The organism is Parafrankia discariae (assembly GCF_000373365.1).
GTDB classification, from domain to species: domain Bacteria; phylum Actinomycetota; class Actinomycetes; order Frankiales; family Frankiaceae; genus Parafrankia; species Parafrankia discariae.
In genome coordinates, this window is sequence record NZ_KB891240.1 from 20,976 (window position 1) to 39,976 (window position 19,001).

At 71.5% G+C, this 19,001-nt stretch carries 16 protein-coding genes and 2 pseudogenes; 6 read left to right on the forward strand and 12 right to left on the reverse strand.

The features are described 5' to 3' along the window. Nucleotides 1-5 precede the first annotated feature (5 nt). The 3 genes from B056_RS44705 to B056_RS0124370 are packed head-to-tail and all read right to left on the reverse strand — an operon-like array spanning nt 6 to nt 6,939. The gene (locus B056_RS44705) at nt 6-3,209 is read right to left on the reverse strand and encodes a LamG-like jellyroll fold domain-containing protein (protein WP_035752644.1); all 3,204 of its coding nucleotides are present in this window, start codon (nt 3,207-3,209) and stop codon (nt 6-8) included. Beyond that, nucleotides 3,206-3,388 (reverse strand): hypothetical protein, encoded by a 183-nt coding sequence (locus B056_RS0124365; protein WP_018504469.1) that lies wholly within the window; start codon nt 3,386-3,388, stop codon nt 3,206-3,208. Before B056_RS0124365 ends, B056_RS44705 begins: the two co-directional genes overlap by 4 nt. Next, nucleotides 3,388-6,939 (reverse strand): hypothetical protein, encoded by a 3,552-nt coding sequence (locus B056_RS0124370; protein ID WP_020572684.1) that lies wholly within the window; start codon nt 6,937-6,939, stop codon nt 3,388-3,390. The genes B056_RS0124365 and B056_RS0124370 overlap by 1 nt, the downstream gene beginning before the upstream one ends. Before the next feature lie 251 nt (nt 6,940-7,190). On the opposite strand from B056_RS0124370, the pseudogene B056_RS43050 reads away from it, so the two are divergent. From B056_RS43050 to B056_RS0124390, 4 genes and pseudogenes are all read left to right on the forward strand, one after another. Further along, nucleotides 7,191-7,612, forward strand: a pseudogene (locus B056_RS43050) (transposase); the annotation flags it as partial. Between the two features lie 230 nt (nt 7,613-7,842). Continuing rightward, nucleotides 7,843-7,992: a hypothetical protein gene (locus tag B056_RS43715; RefSeq protein ID WP_018504472.1), complete on the forward strand. Its 150-nt coding sequence runs from the start codon at nt 7,843-7,845 to the stop codon at nt 7,990-7,992. Nucleotides 7,993-8,391: 399 nt separating this feature from the next. Further along, on the forward strand, nt 8,392-8,607 hold the full coding sequence (locus B056_RS44710) for a hypothetical protein (RefSeq protein WP_018504473.1): 216 nt from the start codon (nt 8,392-8,394) through the stop codon (nt 8,605-8,607). Nucleotides 8,608-8,681: 74 nt separating this feature from the next. Continuing rightward, nucleotides 8,682-8,894: a hypothetical protein gene (locus B056_RS0124390; protein ID WP_018504474.1), complete on the forward strand. Its 213-nt coding sequence runs from the start codon at nt 8,682-8,684 to the stop codon at nt 8,892-8,894. Between the two features lie 60 nt (nt 8,895-8,954). Here the strand turns inward: B056_RS0124390 and B056_RS37835 are convergent, their stop codons facing one another. The 4 genes from B056_RS37835 to B056_RS37840 form a co-directional block, all read right to left on the reverse strand. After that, a complete protein-coding gene (locus B056_RS37835) occupies nt 8,955-9,599 on the reverse strand; it encodes a TetR/AcrR family transcriptional regulator (RefSeq protein WP_018504475.1) in 645 nt (214 codons plus the stop codon). Between the two features lie 92 nt (nt 9,600-9,691). Beyond that, nucleotides 9,692-10,432, reverse strand: coding sequence for an SDR family NAD(P)-dependent oxidoreductase (locus B056_RS0124400; RefSeq protein WP_018504476.1), 741 nt, complete (start codon nt 10,430-10,432; stop codon nt 9,692-9,694). 408 nt (nt 10,433-10,840) lie between these two features. After that, nucleotides 10,841-11,575, reverse strand: coding sequence for a response regulator transcription factor (locus B056_RS0124405; RefSeq protein WP_018504477.1), 735 nt, complete (start codon nt 11,573-11,575; stop codon nt 10,841-10,843). Continuing rightward, nucleotides 11,572-12,858: a sensor histidine kinase gene (locus B056_RS37840; RefSeq protein ID WP_018504478.1), complete on the reverse strand. Its 1,287-nt coding sequence runs from the start codon at nt 12,856-12,858 to the stop codon at nt 11,572-11,574. The genes B056_RS0124405 and B056_RS37840 overlap by 4 nt, the downstream gene beginning before the upstream one ends. Nucleotides 12,859-12,997: 139 nt before the next feature. Here B056_RS37840 and B056_RS0124415 point away from each other — a divergent pair, with 139 nt between their 5' ends. Continuing rightward, nucleotides 12,998-13,924 carry an ABC transporter ATP-binding protein gene (locus B056_RS0124415; protein WP_018504479.1) on the forward strand — a complete coding sequence of 309 codons (927 nt, stop codon included), beginning with the start codon at nt 12,998-13,000 and terminating at the stop codon, nt 13,922-13,924. Next, nucleotides 13,921-14,679: an ABC transporter permease gene (locus B056_RS0124420; protein ID WP_026240091.1), complete on the forward strand. Its 759-nt coding sequence runs from the start codon at nt 13,921-13,923 to the stop codon at nt 14,677-14,679. Before B056_RS0124415 ends, B056_RS0124420 begins: the two co-directional genes overlap by 4 nt. On the opposite strand, the gene B056_RS39685 is transcribed toward B056_RS0124420, so the two are convergent. From B056_RS39685 to B056_RS43720, 5 genes and pseudogenes are all read right to left on the reverse strand, one after another. Beyond that, nucleotides 14,656-15,165 carry a hypothetical protein gene (locus B056_RS39685; RefSeq protein ID WP_018504481.1) on the reverse strand — a complete coding sequence of 170 codons (510 nt, stop codon included), beginning with the start codon at nt 15,163-15,165 and terminating at the stop codon, nt 14,656-14,658. The genes B056_RS0124420 and B056_RS39685 overlap by 24 nt on opposite strands. Nucleotides 15,166-15,257: 92 nt before the next feature. Beyond that, complete coding sequence (locus B056_RS0124430; protein WP_018504482.1) at nt 15,258-16,196, reverse strand: zinc-dependent alcohol dehydrogenase; 939 nt, start codon at nt 16,194-16,196, stop codon at nt 15,258-15,260. Further along, the gene (locus B056_RS0124435) at nt 16,193-17,227 is read right to left on the reverse strand and encodes an aldo/keto reductase (protein ID WP_020572686.1); all 1,035 of its coding nucleotides are present in this window, start codon (nt 17,225-17,227) and stop codon (nt 16,193-16,195) included. Before B056_RS0124435 ends, B056_RS0124430 begins: the two co-directional genes overlap by 4 nt. A 48-nt stretch (nt 17,228-17,275) precedes the next feature. Then, nucleotides 17,276-18,463: a cytochrome P450 gene (locus B056_RS0124440; RefSeq protein WP_018504484.1), complete on the reverse strand. Its 1,188-nt coding sequence runs from the start codon at nt 18,461-18,463 to the stop codon at nt 17,276-17,278. 100 nt (nt 18,464-18,563) lie between these two features. Further along, nucleotides 18,564-19,001, reverse strand: a pseudogene (locus B056_RS43720) (amidohydrolase family protein); the annotation flags it as partial.

Below are 19,001 nucleotides of genomic sequence, written 5' to 3' on the forward strand. Positions count from 1 at the left end.
CTGCCTCACTTCGGCCCGACGATCTGCCACTCGCCCTGGGCGACCTGCTCGCCCTTGTGCCGCCAGGTGAAGACGTGCCGGCGGTCGTTGTCGAAGGGCTTGTAGTCGGCTGCGTACGCGTACTCGTTCTGCGCGGTGTTGAGTAGCTGGAATCTGAGGTTGCCGGCGGCCAGCGCCTGAAGGATCCGCAGTTCGTTCTCGCCGATGGTGACGGAACCGATCTTCAGGCCCTGCAGGACGGCGGTGGCGGCGTACAGGTCGGTGAAGGCGTCGCCGCCGCTCCACCGGATGAAGATGCCCTCCGGCCGGCCTTCGACCTGGTTCCAGAACTTGCCCGTGTGATGGAACCGGATCGTCGGGTAGGTGGTCCTGTCCGCCGCGGTGGTGTCCTGGAACAGCTCCAGGAAGAGCTGCGCCCCGGTGCCGCCCGCCCCGGATTCGCGCCGCAGTTGCACATGCGAGTTGTCGGCCGAGACCGTCGCGCGGCCGGTGAGCTGGTTGTCGGACGGGGTGCCACCGACCCGCAGCACGTCGGCCTGCGCCGTGGCGGCGACCTGGAGCCCGTTGACCTTCGCGGTGCCGGCGAAGATGTCGATCATCCCGTTGCCGGCGAGGTTGCCTTCCTTGAACGCGATTCCTTCCGGCCGGCCCTCGATCCGGTGCCAGAACCGGTCGGCGTGGTGGAACCTGATACTCGGGTACGTGACCTGGGCGCCCGACGTGCGGTCCTGGAACAGCTCCAGGTAGACCTGCGCGCCGGTGCCGGGCGTGGCCGTCTCCCGGCGCAGCTGCAGGTGCTCGCTCTGCGCCAGTACGCTGGCCTTCGCGGCGGTCGTGCTCCCGGCCGGGGTGCCGCCCACGTGCAGGGCGTCGGCCGCGACCGTGCCGGCGCGCAGGCCGCTCACCGTGGCGGTGCGGGCGAACAGGTCGATGAGCCCGTCTCCGGCCAGGTCACCGCCCTTCAGATAGATGCCGTCCGCGCGGGCCTCGATGCGCTGCGCGTAGTTGCAGGCGTGACCGAGCCGGATGCTCGGGTAGGTCAGCGCTGTCGTGGACCCGGTGTCGTCCTGGAGGAGTTCGAGGAACAGCCGGTTGCCCCGCCCGCTCGTGTCCGTCGGCCGGCGCAGCTGCAGGTGCTGCTCGGCCGCGCCGACCGTGAGGGTGGGACCGGCCGCCGGCGCCCCGATCCCGACCGCGGCGGCGGAGAACAGCAGCGGGCTGCGCTCGACGGTCAGGGCGACGAAACCGTCCTGGTAGCCGGGCACGTTCCGGTACGCGACGACCACCGAGGCCTGGCCGGCCGTGGGCAGCGCGTACACCGAGTCGAGGGTGAGCTCGACCGCGGTGCCGGGCTGGATGACGGTGTCCTGGGCGGGGGTCAGCGTCCAGCTCCGGCTCTGGCCCAGGTCGTTCGAGCCGCGCAGCCATTCGGCGCCGTCCGGGTCGGCGACCGCGAGCGTCACCTCGCCGGCCTTCCCGGCGTCGGTCAGCGCCCACTCCCGGGACTCCCGGTCCTCGCTGCCTTCAAAGGACACCACGAACGCGGAGGCCGCGTCCCCGGCGGAGGCCGCCCCGGCCAGCGCGAGGCCGGCGTCCCGGGACACCGTGGAGAGCCGGATCGTCAGCGAGCCCGGGGTCAGCCCGTCGCTGAGCACCCGGTTGCCGCCGACGAACGCCGCGTGCAGCGGGATGTCCGGCCGGCCGCGGTGGTTGACCACGTCGAGCAGCAGCAGCCGGCTGCCGGTCAGCTCCTGCACCTCGCCGGCGTAGCCGAGGTGACCGAAGCCCACCTCGACCCGGGTGCCGTGGGTTCCGCCGGCGCCGTCGGCGCCGAGCCCGGTCAGCGGCAGGTCGATCCAGGCCCCCCGGGCGAGGGTGGTCGCGGCCTGCGCCTTCAGGTAGAGCGTGTCGGCGTCGCGGGTCAGCGTCCAGCCCGCCGCGGTCAGCGTCGGGGTCGCCCCCGCGGCCAGCGTGCCGGGGCGGAAGGCGAGGGCCAGATGGTGCTCCGACCCGGACACCGCCCGCAGCTCGACGTCCTGCCGGCCCGCGTTGGTCACCCGCAGGGTCAGCCGCTGGCTCGGCGGGCCGTCCTCGATGTAGAGCACCGGCTGGCCGTCGGTGTCGGTCAGCTCCACGGTTAGCGGGTGGGTACGGACGAACGCCGCCAGCGCCGACTCGTCGTCGGCCATGTCCCGGCCGAGCTCGTCCGCGTCCAGGGCGCCGTCGTACAACCGCAGGTGGGCGAACCGGCCGGTGCCGGCGACGGCCCGGCTGTGGATCCGCCCGTCGGCGTCCCGGGCGAACATCTGGTGCGGCGTCAGCGGGTCGTTGCGCCACCAGATCACGCACGGTGCGCCGACGACCCCGCCCTGCCCGGTGGCGTCGAGCACGGCGGTGGGGTCCGCCTGGCTCTGCAGGTACCCGTCGGCGGTGAGCGTCCAGCGCTGGTTGTTCCCGCCGTTCCTGGGATGGGCGTGGACGGCCGTACCGGCGGTGTAGACCGCACCCCAGACGTCGAGGACCAGATCCGGGTTGACCCTGTTCCGCACGTACCCGTCATCGGTGAGCGTCCACAGCTGACTGTCCGAGGCCGGGGAGGCGGCCGCGGCGCTGACGATCGGCCCCGCGGCGAGCGCGCCGCCTCCGATGTCGAGCACCAGGGTCCCGCCGTCGGGGCCGGCCGGGGCGCAGCCGAGCACGAGCCCGCCCCCGACCGCGCCGGCGCCCGACGACACCTGCCGGGCGACCTCGACGCCGTCCACGTACGTTCGCGTGAGCAGGCCGTCGTCGGTCAGCGCGACGTGGTGCCAGCCGGTGAAGTCGATCGCGCCGTCCGGGCTGACCAGCCCGCCCGGCTGGTCGGGCGGCCCGCCGGCGGGCAGATGCACGACCGCGCCCGCCGGCGTCACGGCGAGCGCCGGACCACCGGTGCGACCGCCGACCACCCGGGCCGGCGATCCGGCCTTCGGCTGGTCCAGGTCCACCCAGACCGAGAACGTGTACGCCCCCGCCCGCAGCGCCGGGTCGTCGGCGGACCGCAGCACCGCCCCGCCCGGGGCCACCCGCAGGCAGCTGCCGAACCGCTCGTCCGGCGCGGCCGTCACCGGCCCGTCGGTGGCCGCGTCCCGGCCGGCCCCGCTGGCGTCCGGTGCGGCGCCGTCGTCGTCGATGTCGTCGAGCGGCCAGTGCAGCAGCAGGTCGGCACTCATGCCGACCGAACCCTGGGCCGCCCCGACTCCGCCGTGGGTTCCGGTGACTCGAGCTGAGGCTGAGCCTGCTCGCCGATGTTCTCGATGAGCCGGAACACCCGCGCGTACGGCAGCTGTCCCAGTGCCTCCAGCACCAGGTTGGTCTCCTCCACGGAGAGCGAGAGTGTGATCTGCGGCATCAGGAGCCTTCCTGCGTGGTGTCCTCGGCGGAAGCGGGCGGAGCGGGAGCGGGCAGGGTCAGCCAGCCCTCGCGCAGGGTGGGGATCGCGGGGGACGAGGTGGTGTCGCCGGCGGCCACCGGCGTCCTGGTCCAGCCGGACCGGGTCGGTTCCCGCCAGAGCCAGGTGACGCCCGGCTCGGCGGGCACCGGCACGGTGACGCGGTCGGCGTCGGTCAGCACCGGGGCGGCGAGGAACCCGACCTCGAGCCGGTCGAGCGCGGCGGCGAAGTGCTCGGCGGCGACCTGGACGGTCTCCACCGGCAGCACGCCGGAGGTGACGTGGATCGGCCCGTGCGGATCGACCAGCAGGGTGAGGCGGACGGTCCGGCCGGCCGCGGTGACGGCGACCGGGATCTCCGCCTCTTCCTGTGCCAGGCCGGCGACGTCGTGGAACCGCGGACCCAACGTCCCGGACGCGTCCTCCAGCCAGTAGCCGAGCACCCCGTCGCCGAGCCGGCCGTGCTCGCCGACCCGGACCGGGAACCGGACCCGCTCGAACGCGTTGCTCTCCCGCCCCGGCCGGGCCAGGTCCTGGCGGAAGACGTTCCAGTCCTGGCTGACCGCGGCCGGCCCGAGCAGCTCGAGCCGGATCGAGAGCCGGACGACGGCCAACGGTCGTCCGAACAGCACGGTGCGGACGGTGGGCGAGATCAGGCCCTCGGGCTCGACGCCGGCCAGCCCGTCGTCGAGGGTGTCGAGAAACCCGCCCACGCCGTCGGTGCCGCTCGCGGCCAGTCGGGCCACCACGGCCCGCAGACGCGCGTTGTCGATGTCGGTGAGCGCGGTCGCGGGGGCACCCGGGGCGGCCCGCCACACCGCCGGGTCGTCGGCCGCCAGGTCGCCGCGCAGCTGGCCGAGCCGCCGGCCGTCGGCGGCGTGCACCTGGATGCTGTCGTCCAGGAACTCGGGGAGCAGCCATCCGCACACCGGCGACGAGGTCGGCAGCCCGGTGACCGGTCGGCCGTCCGCGCGGGCGTCGAGCAGCCGGACCACCAGCCGGGCCGGCTGGGTCAGCCGCGGCGGCAGCGCCACCCAGTCCGGGTGGTCGGGCAGACGCAGCCCGGTCGCGGTGTGCGGCTGATCGGTGGGCACGTCGTGCCGGACCCCGAAGGTGTCGACGATCCGCAGCCGGCGCACCCACAGCGAGCCGGCCCGGATCGGGTTGAAGTCGGTGAGCGGCTGCGGGGCGTGCCGGCTCTGCCCGGCGACCGCGGCCGCGACCTCGGCGGCCAGCGCCTGCCCGGAGGGGAAGCCCAGCGGGTCGGCGATCGGCAGCTGCCGGACGAGTCGAAGCATCAGCAGGGCGTCGGCGAAGCCCCCGAGTGACTGCGCCAGGTTGCGGTCCTCGTTGCCGGTGAGGTGCCGGTAGACCCGGATCAGCGTGAGCAGCCGTTCGTCGGTGCCGGCCGCGGCGTACCAGTCCAGCACCGGGCCGGGGTCGGCCTGGAACTCGGCCGACCCGCACGTGGGCCGTCCCGGTGGCAGGGTGGCGTCGCCCGGGTCGAGCAGTGCCCCCTCCAGGTAGCGCAGCACCCGGTCGGCCAACACCGGCCAGGCGCCGGCTGAGAGCACCGTGCTGCCGGCGTACACGTTGGCCGCCTTGTCCTGGACCTCCCGGCCCGGCCGTAACCGCAGCTCCACGTCGGCCGGCGCTAGGTCGTAGTTGGCGGTGATGAACTCCGGGTCGTAGTCGCGGTCGTCCGGGTCGAGGTTGTTGCCGAGGCCGGCCGGGAAGAACTCGACCTCCCACCGCAGCAGCACCGGATCCCAGGACGGCCTGGTCCAGGTCTGCCGGGCCCGGTCCAGGGCCGGATCGGCCGCCGCCGCGACCCGGGCCCGCAGCGCGGTGACCGCGTCCGGGCCGGCCGTCGCGTCGGCGGCGGCGTCCACCACCGCGCAACCGAGCGTGCCGTCCGGCCCGGCGTCCGCGCCGAACCGCTCCGACGGCCGGGCCGCCGACCCGGTCAGCAGCACCACCGGATCGTTGGGTTGCCGGTACGGCTGGGCCGGGGCGCCCTGCAGGACGTAGGAGCTGCGGGCCGCGGCGGCCGTCACGTTGACCGGGACGAGCCGCGTCGCGACGGCGTCCCGGGCGGCGGCGACCCGGCCGGCGAGCATCGCGGCCGGGTCGGCGGCGGGCGTCTGCCCGACCTGCCGGCTCAGCTCGGTGACGCGGTCGACGCCGCGCCGCAGGTACCCGGCCACCTCGTCGGGATCGGGGTAGGAGTCGCGGACCCCGTCCGGCGGGTAGGCGCAGAGCACGTAGCGGTACCAGTCCACGGCCAGCCGCTGCCGCAGCCCGGTCAGCTCGGCGAGGGCCCGGTCGAGCGCCCACTGCAGCCCGTTGAGCTCGGCCAGGGCCGCGTCGAGCTCCGGTGGCAGCACGATCGCCTCCCGGGCCTGCCGCTCGGCCGGGGTCGCGGCCGGATCATCCTGCCGGCGGACCGTCCACTCCGTGCCGCCCGGGACCGAGGCGAACGACGTGCGATGCCGGGCCGCGGCCAGCCGCAGCGGCAGGTCGACGGTGGCCGCCTCCAGCTCGTCGGCGTGGGTCAGCGCCTCCAGCAGGTTCTCCGCCCCGTCCGGCGAGGCCCCCGGTACGGCCGCGCCCAGGTGGGCGGCCAGTGCCTCGGTGGCCGTGTTCGCCACCCACACCCCGGCCCCGTCGACGTCCAGTGTGGACACCGATGCCGGGTCCGCCGCCGGCTCACCGAAGGTCAGCGCGGCGAAACAGACCAGCCGGTCCGGCGCCGCCCCTCCGGCGGCGGCGGACCAGGCCAGCCGCTCGGCGAGCACGTCCGCCCAGTTCCCGTCGGTGCCGGTGCCGGTGCTGGTGTCGGTGTCGGCGGCGGCCAGCACCCGGACCAGCTCGTCGTCGCCGCGGTCGGCGTACCAGCCGAGCACGTCGTAGCCCAGCCCGGCGTCCGGGACGCCGACCACGTCCGGGTCGTGCAGACCGAACACACCGCGGCAGTTCGGGTAGAAGGCGGCGAACGTCGGCTCGCCGTAGCCGACCGCGGTCAGGCCGGGCAGCCGGCTCGCCCGGCCGGCGGCCGGGTCCCAGGCCCCGAGCGGGACCGCCCGGCCCAGGAACCGGTACGGCCGGCCCGGCGTGTCCACCGGGTACGGCACCCCGCCGGTGTCCACCTCGGCCAGGAAATCGCTCTCCACCACCCACTGCCGTTCGAGCACCCCCGCGCGGTGGCGGGTGACCAGCCAGCGGTCCGGGACCAGCGGGATCTCCGTACCGGCTGCCGTCTGGACCAACCGGGTCAACGAGTCCGGCAACGACCAGTGCAGGTGGACACCGGCCCGCAGCCGGAGCTGCTCGCCCTCGAACGGCGCAGGAAGGACGACCTCGCTCACGTACGGGACGTCCGAACCGACGTCCCGGCCCGAATCCGGGTCGACGTAGGGCAGTCGACGGAAGTCGGCGGACGGCCCGTCGACGTCGAGGTCGGTCGGCGCGAGCAGCACATTCAGGCGCACAGGAACGACGAGCACCGTCACGACAAATCCCCCCAGGTCTGCACGCGATACAGCAGCGCAGCCTTGACCGAACGCCCTGGTGCCGGCACCAGGAGAAAATTGACGACGCGTCGGTTCGACGTCCGAACCCGTCGCCCACATTGCAACGACCGGAAGAAGGTGTCAAGCGAAAGGCCGAAACCCGGCACCAGCTCGTTTCATAAAGAAACTGGTTTCATAAAGACTGATCGAACGGGACGTGTCGTGCCTGCCCAGCCGGTAGACATCGGCTCATGTGTGACGAGCCGATGGTGAGCGAGGAGCTGTGGAGGCGGCTGGCGCCGCTGATCCCGGTCCGGCAGCGGCGATTCCGCCACCCGGGCCGGTTGCCGGTCGACGACCGGGCGGCGTTGGAGGGAATCCTGTGGGTCCTGCGGAACGACGTGCCCTGGCGGGAGCTGCCGACCGTACTGTTCGGGGTGTCGGGGGTGACATGCTGGCGCCGGCTGCGGGACTGGACCGAAGCCGGGGTCTGGCAGCAGCTCCACGAACAACTGCTCACCGAGTGCGACGCGGCGGGGCTGCTCGACCTGCGCCGGGCCCTGGTCGATTCCTCGCACGTCCACGCGCTGAAAGGGGCTCCGAGACGGGTCCGCGCCCGGTCGACCGAGCCCATCCCGGCAGCGGACACTACCTGACCACCGCAGCCATCGGCGCCTGTGACCAGGTAAAATACCGCCGACCCACCGGGAATGCCGCGTCGGCACCCGTCAGGCTTTCCTCGGTCTCGCCAGCTCGTCCATCTGGCTGAGCAAATTCCGGGGATCACTCCGAAACGACCTGTCGGGCCCGGCCGCCGCACGAACGGCCGGGACCGAGAGCCCTGTCCGCCGGCCCGCCGACCAGCCCGACACCGTCGCCGACGTCATCCAGGCCCGGCAGGACATGGCCGCCGACCGCACTTACGCCATGGGCCTGGCCGCGCCGCGGCGGGCCGCCGAGCTCACCCAGACCGAACTCGCCCGGGTGGGCGTGAACTGGACCCAGCGCGCCGAACAGCGGATCCCACCGCCATCCGCGGTGTGGTCCCGATGATGGTCAGATCAACGGGATGATGCGACACCCGCCCACTGGCCCTCCAGTTTCTTTCCCGTTGCCTACGACCACACGATGCGATTGGTCTAACCCCTCGCCGTTACCGGTCGATCGATATCCTGGGCGCCTCGTACTGGTTGGAGACTTCTCCTCCTCCGGGATGTGCCCGGCGTTCGGGCCGCGCACTGATCGCCCGCCGCGCGTCTCCCGCTGACCTTGAAGGTATGCATGGTTTTTCCGCGACTCACCCGTGGGAGTACCAGCGGACCCGCTTCGCTCGCCCTTGCCGCGACAGTGACCTGCGGCATTCTCGTCGCGGGATGTGGACCGATAGCTCCCGGCCCGGGTGGCGGTGGACCGGCGGCGACCGCGCCTCCCTGGCCGGCCGGCACCATCGACGTGTATGAGGGGAACACCCTCCTCGGCGAGGTGACCGTCGGGCACAGGGAACGGGATCCCTATTCGATGGGGAGCCTCGACGTCGACCTCTCCCCCGGGTACCACACGCTGACGCTTGACTACAGTGGCGACGAGAACTACCGGCCGGACCGGCGCACGATGGCGGTGGACATCCCGAATGCGCAGATCACGCTTCGATCCCCGGATCGACCGTAATCTGGGCAGAGTCGTACACCGTCGACATCCAGATCAACGCCGTTCCCGGTACCTCCGGAACTCCGACCGGCAACGTGCGCAACCAGGAGAACTTCGGCCTTCCCTCGTTCGAGGCGACCCTCGACGCGAACGGGCATGCGACGCTCACCATCGACCCGTCGTGGTCGGGCACCGCTCCGTTCACCTCACCCCGCCCGAACGCCATCTTCGTCGAGTACCTGGGCGACACCAGCTTCGTGCCCACGCGCGTGATGGTCGAGTTCACCGAGGTACCCAACGCGGCGTAGCCCAGGCCACCGCCCGGCAGGCCCGTTGATCTCCGGCTCAGGGGTGCCGTATCAGTCCGGCTACCTTCGGCCAGAAGCGTGGGACGTGTCGGACTCGGCGAGCGCCGCGGCGAGGAGGGCCGCCGCGGCGGTTCGCGCGGAAAGGGCGACGGTGGGGTCGCGGTCGATGTCGGCGGCGAGCCCCGCGCCGTCGTAGACAAGTTGAAGCTGACGTCCGAGAGCCTCCGGGTCACGGACACCAGTCGCCGCGGCGAGGTCGGTGAACATCGTCCGCACCCAGCTCCGGTAGTCCTCGGTGGCTTTCTCGATGAAGCCGCCTGGAGTCGCCTCCGCGCTGGCGGAGACGAAGGCGCAGCCGTGGAAGTCTGGCTCCTCGAACAGTTCGCCCTGGGCGTCGAAGACGGCGAGCAGCTTCTCGCGGGGATCGTCAACCGCGTCGATCACCGCGCTGAGCCGCCGGGTGGTGCCTTCATGGCGTGATTCGAGATAGGCGCGGACAAGCGCCTCCTTGCTACCGAACGTGTTGTAGAGGGAGCCCTTCGCGACGCCCGCGCGCTCGATGATCCGGTCGATCCCCACCGACTGGACGCCCTCGGCGTAGAACAACTCGTTCGCCGCGTCCAGCAGTCGCTGCCGGGTTGGGCGCGGGTCGCTGACCTCGGCATTGGGCTTGCGGCCACGGCGCGCCGAAGGTGGGCGGGTCATCAGGCGGGCTCCTTCCCGGCGATCGGGTCCAGGCTAGATCAGACCCGGCCGCGCAGGCATGGGCGCCGGGATCAGCCGGCGATGAGTTCGAGTCAGACGGCGGTGCGTCCGCCGTCGACGGGGATGAGAGCTCCGGTGATGTAGCTGGCCTGGTCGGAGGCGAGGAACGCGATCACGTTCGCGATCTCATCCACCTGGGCCGCGCGGCCGAGCAGCGTGGTGGCTCCGAGTGCGCCGATCAGCTCCGGGTCGGCGCTGCCGGTGAGCACCGGACCGGGGGCGACGGTGTTGACCCGCACGCCGGAGGGACTGAACTCGGCCGCCCACGACCGGGTCAGCGCGGTCAGCGCGGCTTTCGTCGCCCCGTACGCGGCGGCGCCCTGAAGGCCGACGTGCCCGGCCATGCTGTCCACACTGATGATCACCCCGTGGCCCCGTTTGGCCATCCCCGGGGCAAGGGCGGCGGCCAGTAGGTAGGCGGAGCGGACGTTGCTGTCCCACAGCCGGTCATAGGTGGCGACGTCGAGGTCCGCCGTCGGGCCGAACCAGGAGAACCCACCGTTGTTCACCAGGACGTCCACGTCCATGTCCGCGGCCTCGGCCGCGAGACGGCGCACGGAGTCCACGTCGTCCAGGTCGGCGGCGATGAACCTCGCGGCCCCGCCGGCGGACTCGATCGCCGCGACCGTTTCGGCGCCCCTCCTGGAGTCCCGCCCGTGGACCAGGACGGTGTAGCCGTCCTTCGCCAGTTTCAGGGCGGTCGCCCGACCGATCCCGGAGGTGGCTCCGGTCACCAGTGCCACGCGGCTGTCGCTGTCGTTCTGTGTCACCACTACCCCAAAGCCCTAATAGACAGGTCTGTTCATTTCGGCGAGCCCGAGAATAGACAGATCTGTCTAGCGATGTCAGGGGAGCTCCGCCGACCCTGCCGACCGAGGGGATGCAGGTGCGCGACCACACCGCCATCGGCGGTCGGCGGTCGGCGACGTCGGCGCCGTTCTCCGGCCTGTTACCGGACGGTGGCCCGTCGTGGTGGCCAGGGTTGGTGACCCGGGCAGTAAGAACTGGCGGCGCCGCCCAGGCGCCCGCCTCGTGGTCCAGGCCGTGGCACGCCCGACAACCCTCCATGCCACCGCCCGGCGCATCCGCCGATCTCCGTCTCATGGGCGCCTCTGATGGGACTGGGCGCCACCGGTGCTGCTCAGCCCGGTCGTCCTGGTCCAAGCAGTGGGCAACGGGACTTAAGGTTTACCGGCCTCCACGAAGCCGGACTCATAGGCGACGATGACCGCCTGGGTACGGTCACGCGCGCCGAGCTTGGCCAGCACGCTGCTCACGTGCGTCTTGACGGTCTGGGCACCGAGGTACAACCGGTCGGCGATCTCGTTGTTGGACAGTCCCTCGCTGATCAGCCGTAGTATGTCGGCCTCCCGGTCGGTGAGCGCGGCCCGGCGCATCGTCTCGTGGGCCTCCCGGTTCGGTCGCTTGCCCGCCATGTAGCGGATCACCTGGGGAAACAGCAGGTTCTCGCCGCGGACGATCGTCAGGACGGCCTGCACGATCTCCGCGGGCCGGGCTCGTTTGAGCAGGAACCCGTTGGCCCCGCAGCGGAGCGCTTCGTAGACGTAGTCGTCCAGCTCGAAGGTGGTGAGCACAAGGATCTTCGGGGGCTCGGCGACGTCCGCGAGGATCTCCCGGATGGCCGCCAGCCCGTCGACCCGCGGCATCCGGATGTCCATGATGACGACGTCCGGGTTCTTCTCCCGGATCAGTGGCACGACCTGTGAGCCGTCGGAGGCCTCGCCGACGACGTCGATCTCGCCGCCTGACTCCAGGATCACCCGCAACCCCACGCGCACCAGTTCCTCGTCGTCGACGAGGAGGGCTGAGACCCGCGACGGGCCGACCTGGGCGCCTTTCGTTTCCGGAGTCTCGCGGACACGACCGGGAACCTCACCACGGCTGTCCGCTGTCACGACCAGCCTCCCGCCGGGCCGGTGCGATTGTCGGGGCTCGAACCGGCCAGGCCGCGGCGCACCGTCCGAAAACCGGACCCCAGGCCGAGGGGAAGCCGGGCTTCGACGATCCAGTCGTCGTCCTGGGGCTTCGCGTTGAACTGACCACCGAGGAGGATGGCGCGTTCCCTCGCTCCGCGCAGGCCTTTGCCGTCCAGCCGCGGAGGGCTGGCGGACCTGGCGGGCAGCGGGTTGACGACACGCAGTCCCAGACAGGCATCGTCCACAGCGATGTCGATCGCCACCGTGCGGCCCGGCGCATGCCGCAGTGCGTTGGTCACCGCCTCCTGCAGGATCCGGTAGGCCTCCCGCGACACGACCCCGGGGATGTCACCGATCCGTGGACTGACGTCGGCGAGGATCGGGGTTCCCGCGGTCCGTGCGCTGTCCAGCAAGGTGTCGAGCTCGACCAGGGTGGGGCGGGCCCGCGGCCCCACCGGGGCGTCGCGGAGGAGCCCCAGGGTCCGCTCCAGATCGTCCATGGCGCGTCGCCCGGTCTCCTCGATGACTGTCAGGGCACGGTGGACGAACGCGGGATCGGTGCTCGCGAGCTCCCTTGCCGCGCCTGCCTGTAGGACGGTCAGGGTGAGCGCATGGCCGATGGAGTCGTGCAGCTCAGCGGCGAGTCGGTTGCGTTCCAGAAGCTGCTCGGCCTGGTGCTCGACTTCCGCCAGCCGCTCGGCCGGAGACGGACCGAGCAGGGTCTGGGCCACCCGCACCTGAAGCCCGCCGGCCGCGACGATCGCCCACACCAGGGCGAGAATCAGGATGGGTGCCAGAAACAGGCCCAGAAGAAGACGATCACCGTCGAGTAGCTGAATTCCGGCGATCTCAAGCGGCCCCGACCGGAAAGGGGCGAAACCGATGTGGACGGCGAGGGTCAGTCCGTTGGCCGTCAATGCCAGGACGGCTACTCCGAGCCAGACACGGAAGACCAGCCAAAGCCCGGTCCGCAGCCGGCCGTACAGCGAAAGCGAGGGCGCCAGGCTGATCTCGGCGCTGTCCCGCGGCTTCAGGAGCCATCGTGCCTGGACTCCCTCCGCGTGGCGGGTACCGGGCACGATCGCGGCGAGCGCCAGCAACGGCAATGGGGAGATCAGACAGAAGATCAAGGTGCGTGGCAGGGATTCATCGAAACCGGGTACCACCATGACACAGATGCCGGCGAAGACCCCGCCGATGGCCAGGTGCAGCCCGCGCGTGTAGACAACGGGCCGGAGCAGGGCAGCGGCAAAGATCGGCACCGCACCATGATGCTCGCTGTCGCCCCTTGAGCACCTCCCCCCTGAGAGGGAGTGAAGTCAGGACCGCCGGGGGATCCGCTCGTAGCAGGCCATGGCGCCTACTACGACTGTGACGAACAGGAAGAAACGACTGCCCCAGATGCTCATCGACGTCCGGGATCTCATCAAATGTTATGGCCCGACCGTCGCCGTGGACCGGCTCAGCTTCCAGGTCGAACCCGGTCGCGTGACCGGTTTCCTCGGGCCCAACGGGGCCGGCAAGTCGACCACGCTGCGCCTGGTGCTCGGGCTCGACCGGCCGACGGGCGGTGAGGTGCTCATCGGCGGCCGGCCGTACGCGCGGATCCAGGAACCGTTGCGGCACGTCGGCGCACTCCTTGATCCGTCCGCTGTGCATCCGGGGCGGCGGGCTCGTGACCAGCTGTTGGTCCTGGCCAGGAGCAACAGGATCCCGGACGCACGGGTGGACGAAATGCTCGACCGGGTGGGTCTGGCCGCCGCGGCCAGACGTCGGATCGGCGGATTCTCCCTGGGGATGCGCCAGCGGCTCGGGCTCGCGGCCGCGCTGCTCGGTGATCCTCGGGTGGTCATCCTGGACGAGCCGCTCAACGGCCTCGACCCGGAGGGCATCCAGTGGGTCAGAAACCTGCTCAAGGAGCTCGCCGCGGATGGGCGGGTGGTCCTGGCGTCCAGCCATCTCATGAACGAGATGGCGGTGACCGCCGACCATCTGATCGTGATCGGCAGGGGCCGTCTGCTGGCCGACGTCAGCATGACCGAGTTCAGGGCCCGGTACGGCCTCGGCCGGGTACGGCTGCGCACGACCAGGCCCGAACAGCTGGGCAGGGCCCTGGCCGCCGAGGGGTTCGCTCTGACACCGGCGAACGGCGGAACGTGGGAGGTACCTGACGCCCAACCGGACCGGATCGGCGCGGTCGCCGCGCGCGAAGGCGTGCCGCTTCAGGAGCTCGCGCTGCACAGCGACTCGCTGGAGGAGACGTTCCTGCGCCTGACCTCGCACTCCACCGAGTTCACCGCCGCCGGACGGGCGAGCGTTCTGGCATGACCTTGCGACCGGTGCTGTACTCGGAATGGACCAAGATCAGGTCCCTCCGATCCCTCGTCTGGTCGCTGGCCCTGGCCGCCGTCATGCTCGTCGGCTTCGGTTCCTTCGCATGCGGGGCCTACGGCGAGGCCCAGGCCGCCAACGACGAGGTCTTCCGGCCTCTGGTGCTGGGTTTCTGGGGGCTGAACTTCGCCCAGATCGCGCTGGCGGTCTTCGCGATGCTGTCCCTCGGGGGCGAATACGAGAAGGGCACGATCACCACCTCGCTGACCGCCGTTCCCCAGCGGACCCACTTCTACCTGGGCAAGCTCCTGGCCGCCGCGGGCCTGTCACTGGTCGTCGCTCTCCCGGCGGCACCGCTGACGTTCTTCCTGACCCAGGGCCTGCTGGGCGAGCACGGGGTGTCCTTCGGCGATCCCGGCGCGGTGCGCGCCGTGATCTCGCTGATCCTCTACTTTCCGCTGCTGACCCTCCTGTGCATGGGCCTCTCCGCGATGACCCGTTCCGTGGCCGCGACATTGGGCCTGTTCCTGCCGTTCCTTTTCCTGCTTTCCCCGTTGAGCATGGAGGTTCCCAGCCTCTGGAACATCACCCAGTTCCTGCCCGACCGGGCCGGCCAGTACGCGATCATGAATCTCCGGGCGGACCCGGACGTCTCCTACAACCCGTGGCTGGGCCTGTTCATCATGGCTGTCTGGGCGGTAGCCGCGGCCTTCGGCGGGTGGCATGCGCTACGTCGCCGTGACGTGCCGTGACGCGTGCCCGACGGAGGCCGCGGCGCGCAGCGCCTGTTCCCGGGCCACCGCGACCACCAGCAGCGCGACCACCAGAGGACCGCCGAAGAGGATGACGAGGCCGAACCCGATGTTGGCGCCGATCGCTCCGGCGGTCGCGACGTGGTACCCGAAGCCGAGGATCACGCCGACTCCGACGAGCGGGCACACCACCTGCCACCGGCGCCGGTCGACCGCGCCGCGACGGCCCTCGCGCAGCAGGAACGCCGTCGCGACGGCCGCCAGGAGCAGGGCGACGACGCCGATGGCCGTCATCCGTCCGGCGGGGATGTCCGGCGGCCGGACGGCGTAGTCGAGTTCCGACCGGGGGACGCCCTGGTAGTCGTCCTGTCCCAGCAGTCCTATGACCGCGACCGGCACGGCCGCGATCAGCAGGACGGCGGTCCCGCCGTGGAGGGCTCGCGTAAGGGTGGAGGTCGGCGTCCGCGTCGCCGGCGAGGTGGGCATGGGAGCCAGTCTTCCCAGGGGCCTCCAGGACCGCCTGAGCGCGAACACTCAAATTCAGACGAAGCCTGCCGCGTCCGCGAGCAGGGACGGGGTCACGGTTCGACCACCACCCGCAGCGCTCCGGCCTTCCGGTCGGCCGCGACCCGGAACGCCTCGACCGCGTCCTCGAGCGGGAACCGGTGGGTGATCAGCGTGCGGGCGATCTCGGGATCGTCGGCGAGCATGGCCGCCGCGTCCTCCATCTCGCGCCCGTTCGCGTGCCGGCAGTAGCTCATCGAGGGGATGAGCCTGGCCTCGCGGTGGAACAGCGGGGACCAGTTGACCTCGACGGTGCCCATGTGGAACCCGACCACGACCACGGTGCCACCCGGCGCCACGAGGTCGACGGCGTGGGCGAGGCTCTCCGACGATCCCGCGGCCTCCACGACCACGTCGTACAGGCCCGTCGGCCCGACCTCGGCTCCCATGCGCTCTCCGGCCGCGGCCTGGTGCGGGTGGCGTGCTTCGATGGCCACCTCGGGTGCGCCCTGGCGGCGCGCGCCGGCGGCGGCGAGCAGGCCCAGCGCCCCGGCCCCGACGACGGCGACCCGGGTGTCCGGCCCGGTGCCGGCCAGGCGCAGGGCGTGCCAGGAGACCGACGCGGGCTCGACGAGGGAGGCGTCGCGGACGTCGAGACCGGGCGGCAGCGCGACGAGCCGCTGCGAGGGGACGCGGAACTGTTCGGCCATCCCGCCGTCGGCGCTGGAGCCGAGCGCGCGGTGGATGTGGGTGGGGCACAGGTTGTACCGGCCGTCCAGGCACAGGTCGCATTCCATGCACCCGTAGAGCGCCTCGACGACGGCCCCGGTTCCGTCGGCGCGGACGCCGGCCAGTTCGTGTCCGATGACCCGTTCCAGCCCGAACCGCATGTACATCAGGTCCGAGCTGCAGATGCTCGCCGCCGCGATCCGGATGACCTCGTCGCCGATGCCGGGCGGCTCGTCGAGGTCGACGACGGTGATCTCGCCCGCTTTGGGACGCGCCGCCTTCACGGACGTCGCCGGGCGGCGGCCAGCAGGGACGGGTGCTGGGTGAAGTGGTCGATCCCGGGCATGTCGGTGCCGGGTGGCACGATCTTGTCGATGGCGTCGAGCGCGTCCGCGTCGAGGTCGACGTCGGCGGCGTTCAGCGCGTCCTCGAGGTGCTTCATGGTGCGTGGCCCGATGATCGTCGAGGTGATGGCGGGATGGCTGGCCACGAACGCCATGGCCAGTTCGGTCAGGGTGATTCCCGCCTGGTCGGCGACGGCGCGCAGGGCGTCGACGGCGTCGAACCGGGCGGGCGCGGAGCGGTCCTCGGCCGAGCTGACCGTTCCCCGCATGAACGGGCTGGTCGGGTCGTAGCGTGAGCCGGCCGGCGGTTCCTGGCCGCGCTGGTACTTGCCGGTCAGCCAACCGCCGGCGAGCGGGCTCCAGGGGATGACCGCCATCCGGTGCCGCCGGCACGCGGGCAGGACGTCCTGTTCGATCGACCGGGCGAAGATCGAGTACTGCGGCTGTTCGCAGACGAACCGTTCGCCGCCGCGGCGGGCCGCCGCCCACTGGGCCTCGACGATCCAGTCCGCCGGGTACGACGACGAGCCCAGGTAGAGGACCTTGCCCTGCCGGACGAGGTCGGTGAGGGCGCCGAGGGTCTCCTCCAGATCGGTGTTCCAGTCGAGCTTGTGCATCTGGTACAGGTCGATGCGGTCGGTGCCCAGCCGGCGCAGGCTGCCCTCGACGGCCTGCGTGATCCAGCGGCGGGAGGATCCCCGCTGGAGGCGGTCACCCAGGGGGTAGTAGCACTTGGTCGCCAGTACCACGTCGTCCCGGCGGGATTTCACCGCCCGGCCGATGATCTCCTCGCTCTCGCCGTGCGAGTACACGTCGGCGGTGTCGATGAAGTTGATCCCGCCGTCCAGCGCGCGGTTGATGATCCGGACGTTGTCGTCGGGATCGGTGCTGCCCAGCCGGCCGAAGTTCATCGTGCCCAGGCACTGGGTGCTGACCTCGACGCCGGTCGTTCCGAACCTTCGATATCTCATGGGGCTCCTTCAGATCCAACGAGCTGCGCGCACCGCCCGGCGGGGAGGTTAGACGACGATCGGGAGCTTCTCGTAGCCGCGGACGGTGCTGGTGTGCAGCCGGGTCGCGTTGTCCCGGTCGACCTCCCAGGTCGGGAAGCGGCGCAGGGTCTCCTCCAGCGCGATCCGCCCCTCCATCCGGGCGAGCGCCGCGCCCAGGCAGAAATGCGCCCCGCGGCCGAACGCGACATGGCTGTCGACCCGCCGCCTGATGTCGAAACGGTCGGGGTCGGCGTACCGGCGTTCGTCACGCCCGGCGGCCGCGGTCAGCAGGATGATCTTCGACCGGGCCGGGATGGTGGTGCCGTGGAGTTCGACGTCCCGGGTGGTGACGCGGCCCTGGACGGGGGACGGCGACTCGTAGCGCAGCGTCTCCTCGACCGCGTTCCCCAGCAGCGACGGGTCGGCGGCCAGCTCCGCGCGCTGGTCGGGGTGCGTCTCGAGCACGTCGCACGCCCAGCCGAGCAGCCGGGCCACGGTCTCGGTGCCGGCGGCCACGAGCAGCGCGGTGAAGTCGGCGGCCTCGGAGGTGGTGAGGCGACGGGTGCCCTCGTCGGTGCCGATCTCCGCCTGCACGAGCGCCGTCATCATGTCGTCCCTGGGCGCGGCCCGCCGCGACTCCAGCTGTTCGGACAGGTAGGCGTGGAACTTCGCGGAGGCCGCCAGCGAGATGTCGTTGACCATCCCCTTCTCCGGATCGAGGTGGAAGGTCTGGTCGATCGTGTGGCGGATCTCCTCGCGGTCGGCCGGGTCCACCCCGATCAGCTGGGAGATCACCATCGACGGGACCAGCGCTGCGAAGTCCTGGATGTAGTCGAACCCGCCACCGCCGACCTGCCGGTCCAGCAGCTCCGCGCAGATCTCGCGGATGCTCCCCTCGAGCCCGCCGACCCGGCGCGGCGTGAACGCCCGCGAGACCAGCACCCGCATCGTCGTGTGGATCGGCGGGTCCATGAAGATTATCTGCCCGGTCTTCAGCGGCTCGGGCGACATGAGTTCGAGAACCGTGCCGTACGCCGAGCTGTACGTGGCACTGTCCAGGTGGGCCGCGTCGACGTCCGCGAACCGGGACAGCGCGTAGAAGTCCATCTTCTCGTTGCGGTACACGGGTGCCTCGTCCCGCATCCGGTGCCAGAGCGGATGCGGATCGACGTGGAACTCCCGGTCGAACGGGTCCCAGTACAGATCGTCTGTCACGGGTGACGGGCCTTTCTTCGCAGGACCCGGATTCGGTGGGAAGCACCGCTCGGGCGGGTGGCGCGGCTCCTCGTTGTCTCGCCGGCCGCGTGGAGGTGGATCAGGTGGTCTGTCGCTGCGCGTAGAGGCGGGCCCATTCCTTGCGGGAGCGGATGCTGGTGTCGACGTCGGTCGCGATCGCGCGACGGGCACCGACGGTCGCCCGCTCCTTCGGGATCTCGGCGAACGGGTCCCAGTTGAAGAACCGGCAGGCGTTCCGCCAGGTGATCTTGTCGATCTCCTCGTCGGTCGCGCCGACGTTGTTCAGCTCGTTGAGCACGAACTCCGGCGCCTCGGGCCAGATCGAGTCCGNGTGCGGGTAGTCGCACTCCCACGCGATGATGTCGATCCCGATCTCGTTGCGCAGCTTCAGCGATGTCGGGTCGGTGACGTAGCAGGCGAGCGAGTGGTCGCGGAACACCTCGCTGGGCAGCTTGCCGCCGAAGTCACGGCGCAGCCAGCGCTGGTTGGTGTAGTGCCGGTCGCAGCGGTCCAGGTA

What these genes read in the sequence shown, in the direction of transcription:
- B056_RS0124415 (WP_018504479.1), top strand. Translation starts at nt 12,998, where the DNA reads ATGCTCATCGACGTCCGGGATCTCATCAAATGTTATGGCCCGACCGTC.
- B056_RS39685 (WP_018504481.1), bottom strand. Translation starts at nt 15,165, where the DNA reads ATGCCCACCTCGCCGGCGACGCGGACGCCGACCTCCACCCTTACGCGA.
- B056_RS43715 (WP_018504472.1), top strand. Translation starts at nt 7,843, where the DNA reads ATGGCCGCCGACCGCACTTACGCCATGGGCCTGGCCGCGCCGCGGCGG.
- B056_RS44705 (WP_035752644.1), bottom strand. Translation starts at nt 3,209, where the DNA reads ATGAGTGCCGACCTGCTGCTGCACTGGCCGCTCGACGACATCGACGAC.
- B056_RS0124435 (WP_020572686.1), bottom strand. Translation starts at nt 17,227, where the DNA reads ATGAGATATCGAAGGTTCGGAACGACCGGCGTCGAGGTCAGCACCCAG.
- B056_RS37835 (WP_018504475.1), bottom strand. Translation starts at nt 9,599, where the DNA reads ATGACCCGCCCACCTTCGGCGCGCCGTGGCCGCAAGCCCAATGCCGAG.
- B056_RS0124420 (WP_026240091.1), top strand. Translation starts at nt 13,921, where the DNA reads ATGACCTTGCGACCGGTGCTGTACTCGGAATGGACCAAGATCAGGTCC.
- B056_RS0124365 (WP_018504469.1), bottom strand. Translation starts at nt 3,388, where the DNA reads ATGCCGCAGATCACACTCTCGCTCTCCGTGGAGGAGACCAACCTGGTG.